Origin of the sequence: Gracilimonas sp., from assembly GCF_035704785.1 — a bacterium.
In the GTDB taxonomy this organism is placed as follows: domain Bacteria; phylum Bacteroidota; class Rhodothermia; order Balneolales; family Balneolaceae; genus Gracilimonas.
The window spans coordinates 1-3143 of the sequence record NZ_DASSWP010000113.1; the positions used below are offsets into that span (position 1 = coordinate 1).

Genomic DNA, 3143 nt, shown 5'->3' on the forward strand with positions numbered 1-3143 from the left:
ATTCATGAATTGCCCCTACGGTAAAATTTAAATGATGAGATCATGAAACTCTTCACTGTCGTATTTCTGATTTTTGTATTCGGAATTTCATTTTCAACCTATGCGCTACCGACGGACACCCTCACCGTCAAAGTTTTGGGACCAGCAGAAGATGCCCGCTTTGAACCGGTAGTATTGCAGGTTCAGCCGGGCGATGTGATCCGGTTTGAAGTGGTGGAGGGATTGCACACGGTTACAGGTTATCATCCTGATAATCGTCGTCCACAACGAATTCCTAAAACAGCCCAATCTTTTGATTCAGGAATGCTCACCTCCGGACAAACCTGGTTCTTAACATTAGATGAGGCCGGTATGTATGATTATTTCTGTCTTCCCCATGAACGAATGGGACATGCCGGACGTATTTTGGTAGGAGAGGTCAATGAAATGCCGGATTACCCTGTCGAAAGAATTCCCGGTTCCATCATAGAAATGCTGAATCGCGAAACTGAGAAATTACTACCGTAGGGGTAATTCATGAATTGCCCCTACGGTGAATAATAAATCATCCCAAATATCTAGCGCAGGCGTCTCGTTTGTGCGGTGTTTTGATAAGCACAATCAGTCAAAGTATCATTAAAAGTCTAGCGAGACGCTTGAACAAGTCTGAGATAATTCAGTAAGGGCGCATTGCAATGCGCCCTTACTGAATTATGAGGCTATTAAAAACTACTTGTCTAACAAATCCTCCAAAAATCCCTTCAATAAAACCGTACTGTTGTACTCCTCATCCTTGGAAGCATACACCATCGTCACCGTTTCGTGATTCTTGATGATCTCCAGCATTTCGTTCACAGCATCCGAGCCGAATAACTCTCTTCGATAACGCTCCTTAAACTCCTCCCATTTATCAGCATCGTGACCGAACCATTTCCGCAGATCATGACTGGGAGCGATCGATTTCATCCACTTATCCAATGCAGCCCGTTCTTTGGAAACGCCACGTGGCCATAGTCGTTCGGTGAGGATTCGGTAGCCGTCATCTTTAGATGGTTCTTCGTATACGCGTTTGGTTTTAAGCATTATCAATAAACGTTTTAGCCCATTCTTCCGGGTGAAATACTGGAATGGTTGATAATTTAAAATCCTTGGTGTTTCGTGTGATGATCATTTGTGCGCTATGAAATTTAGCACACTGAAACTGCATGGTATCTTCAAGGTCATTCCAATTGCTGAAAATTGAACGCAAGGTTTGATCTGAATCAACTTTTAAGAAATCAACAAATTCCGAGAATTCTCTTAATACTTCTTTAGAATTATACTCTTTGTGATGCCGGTCAATCAAATAGGCAAGGGTAGGAATTGATATTACACTCACACCCAACTCAAAATTACTATGAATATGAAATTGAATGATTCGCTCAACCACACCGTGCCAGGGACTCCTTTGTACTAAAAGATCCAAACAAATATTGGTATCGAGAAAGGTCATTCCCAGCCATGTTTTTTGTGAAGATGGTCTCCGTAATCTTCCCCACCTTCTGCAGCTACATTGGCAGTTATTGAACCGCTGATTTTATTTAGAGCTGTTAACTTTTTCTGCATCTTTTTCTGAGACTCGACAAAATCAGTGAACATTTGGGACACGGTGCTGTCATTTTTCTTGGCAAGTTCTTTAGCTTGCTTTATGACTTCACCCTCTATGGAAAGTGTTAATTTTGATTTCATAGTATCAAGTTTAATAATGCACGTATAATATAATAAATAATACGTATACAGTGAAATAGAAAGAAACAAAATATGTACTCAATAAGATGAATCTATTAAAGGGAAGGAGTAACTCTCACTGAAAATGATTAGTTTAACATTAAACAAATAAAGCATTCAGAAAACAGAGAAACATGGAATTAGGCATTTATACTTTTGTAGAAAATACGCCCATAGAAGGAGAAAGTGAACTTCAGCATCCTGCAAAACGACTTAATCAGCTTATGGAAGAAATTGAGCTGGCCGATGAGCTGGGGCTGGATGTGTTTGCAATCGGGGAGCATCACAGGGAAGAGTACGTATCGTCATCTCCATCAACATTATTGGCGGCTGCGGCTGCTTGTACCAAGAACATCAAACTGAGTTCAGCGGTAACGGTGCTGGGTTCGGAAGATCCGGTTCGGGTATATCAACAGTTTTCTACTATTGACCTTCTTTCAAAAGGCCGGGCTGAAATTATGGTGGGCCGTGGTTCTTTTGTAGAGTCGTTCCCCTTGTTTGGCCATGATCTTCAGGACTATGAAGAATTATTTCTTGAGAAGCTTCAATTGCTGATGAAATTACGTGAGAAGGAAGTGATAAGCTGGGAAGGTAAACACCGACCTTCCATTGATCACAGAGGAGTTTATCCGAGGCCCTATCAGGATAAATTGCCTGTTTGGAGAGCAGTGGGTGGAACGCCTAAATCTGCTTACGAAGCAGGAGCGATGGGAATGCCGATGGCGATCGCAATTATTGGAGGTCAGCCGTCGCAGTTTAAACAAATGGTGGATATCCACAAACGGGGTGCCGCAGACTACGATCAGCCTGAGCAAAGGGTAAGCATCAACTCACACGGTTTTATAGCCGATACCACTGAAGAAGCTGCCGATATTGCATTTCCTGCCTTCAAAACTACCATGGACAAAATAGGAAAAGAGCGCGGCTGGCCGCCCATGAGTCGCCAGCAGTTTGACGCTTCCATCACCCTTAAAGGAGCGAACGCGGTGGGAAATCCTCAGGATATCATCGATAAGATCATGTATCAGCATGAGATCTTTGGGCATGATCGTTTCCTGCTTCAGATGAGTGTAGGCAGTGTTCCGCATGAAAAACTTCTGCGATCTATCGAGTTGTTTGCGAAAGAGGTGGCACCTGTTGTTAGGGAGAAGTTAGGGTAGTTTATTCCGGCTGCATCTTTTATTTGCAATTTTCACAACGGATTATATTTTTATAGGCATATGGTTTGAGAACGGGATTTGATTCGAAGTCACGGGGAGAAGTATAAAGAATACCGACAGCGGGTGAGAATGCTCTTGCCATTTCCGAAAAAAAGCTAACTAAAAAAGCAAAAGTTTCTATGGAAGACTTAAAGCTGATCGCAGAACAACTTCGTAAACCAGCCGGAGAACTAGCAG

5 protein-coding genes are annotated in these 3143 nt (G+C 42.4%); 2 read left to right on the forward strand and 3 right to left on the reverse strand.

The window, feature by feature from the left end; genetic code table 11:
* The first annotated feature begins 42 nt into the window (after positions 1-42).
* Positions 43-507, forward strand: coding sequence for a cupredoxin domain-containing protein (locus VFM80_RS06775; RefSeq protein WP_395070833.1), 465 nt, complete (start codon positions 43-45; stop codon positions 505-507).
* Positions 508-708: 201 nt separating this feature from the next.
* Here VFM80_RS06775 and VFM80_RS06780 read toward each other — a convergent pair whose 3' ends face one another.
* Genes VFM80_RS06780 through VFM80_RS06790 form a run of 3 tightly spaced genes read right to left on the reverse strand, consistent with a single transcriptional unit; the run spans position 709 to position 1707 of the window.
* Positions 709-1062: a DUF488 domain-containing protein gene (locus tag VFM80_RS06780; RefSeq protein WP_395070835.1), complete on the reverse strand. Its 354-nt coding sequence runs from the start codon at positions 1060-1062 to the stop codon at positions 709-711.
* The gene (locus VFM80_RS06785) at positions 1055-1471 is read right to left on the reverse strand and encodes a type II toxin-antitoxin system VapC family toxin (protein WP_395070837.1); all 417 of its coding nucleotides are present in this window, start codon (positions 1469-1471) and stop codon (positions 1055-1057) included. Before VFM80_RS06785 ends, VFM80_RS06780 begins: the two co-directional genes overlap by 8 nt.
* Positions 1468-1707 carry a DUF6364 family protein gene (locus tag VFM80_RS06790; RefSeq protein WP_395070839.1) on the reverse strand — a complete coding sequence of 80 codons (240 nt, stop codon included), beginning with the start codon at positions 1705-1707 and terminating at the stop codon, positions 1468-1470. The genes VFM80_RS06785 and VFM80_RS06790 overlap by 4 nt, the downstream gene beginning before the upstream one ends.
* A 173-nt stretch (positions 1708-1880) precedes the next feature.
* Between VFM80_RS06790 and VFM80_RS06795 the strand changes: the two genes are divergently transcribed.
* Positions 1881-2906, forward strand: coding sequence for an LLM class flavin-dependent oxidoreductase (locus VFM80_RS06795; protein ID WP_395070841.1), 1026 nt, complete (start codon positions 1881-1883; stop codon positions 2904-2906).
* The last annotated feature ends 237 nt before the right edge of the window (positions 2907-3143 follow it).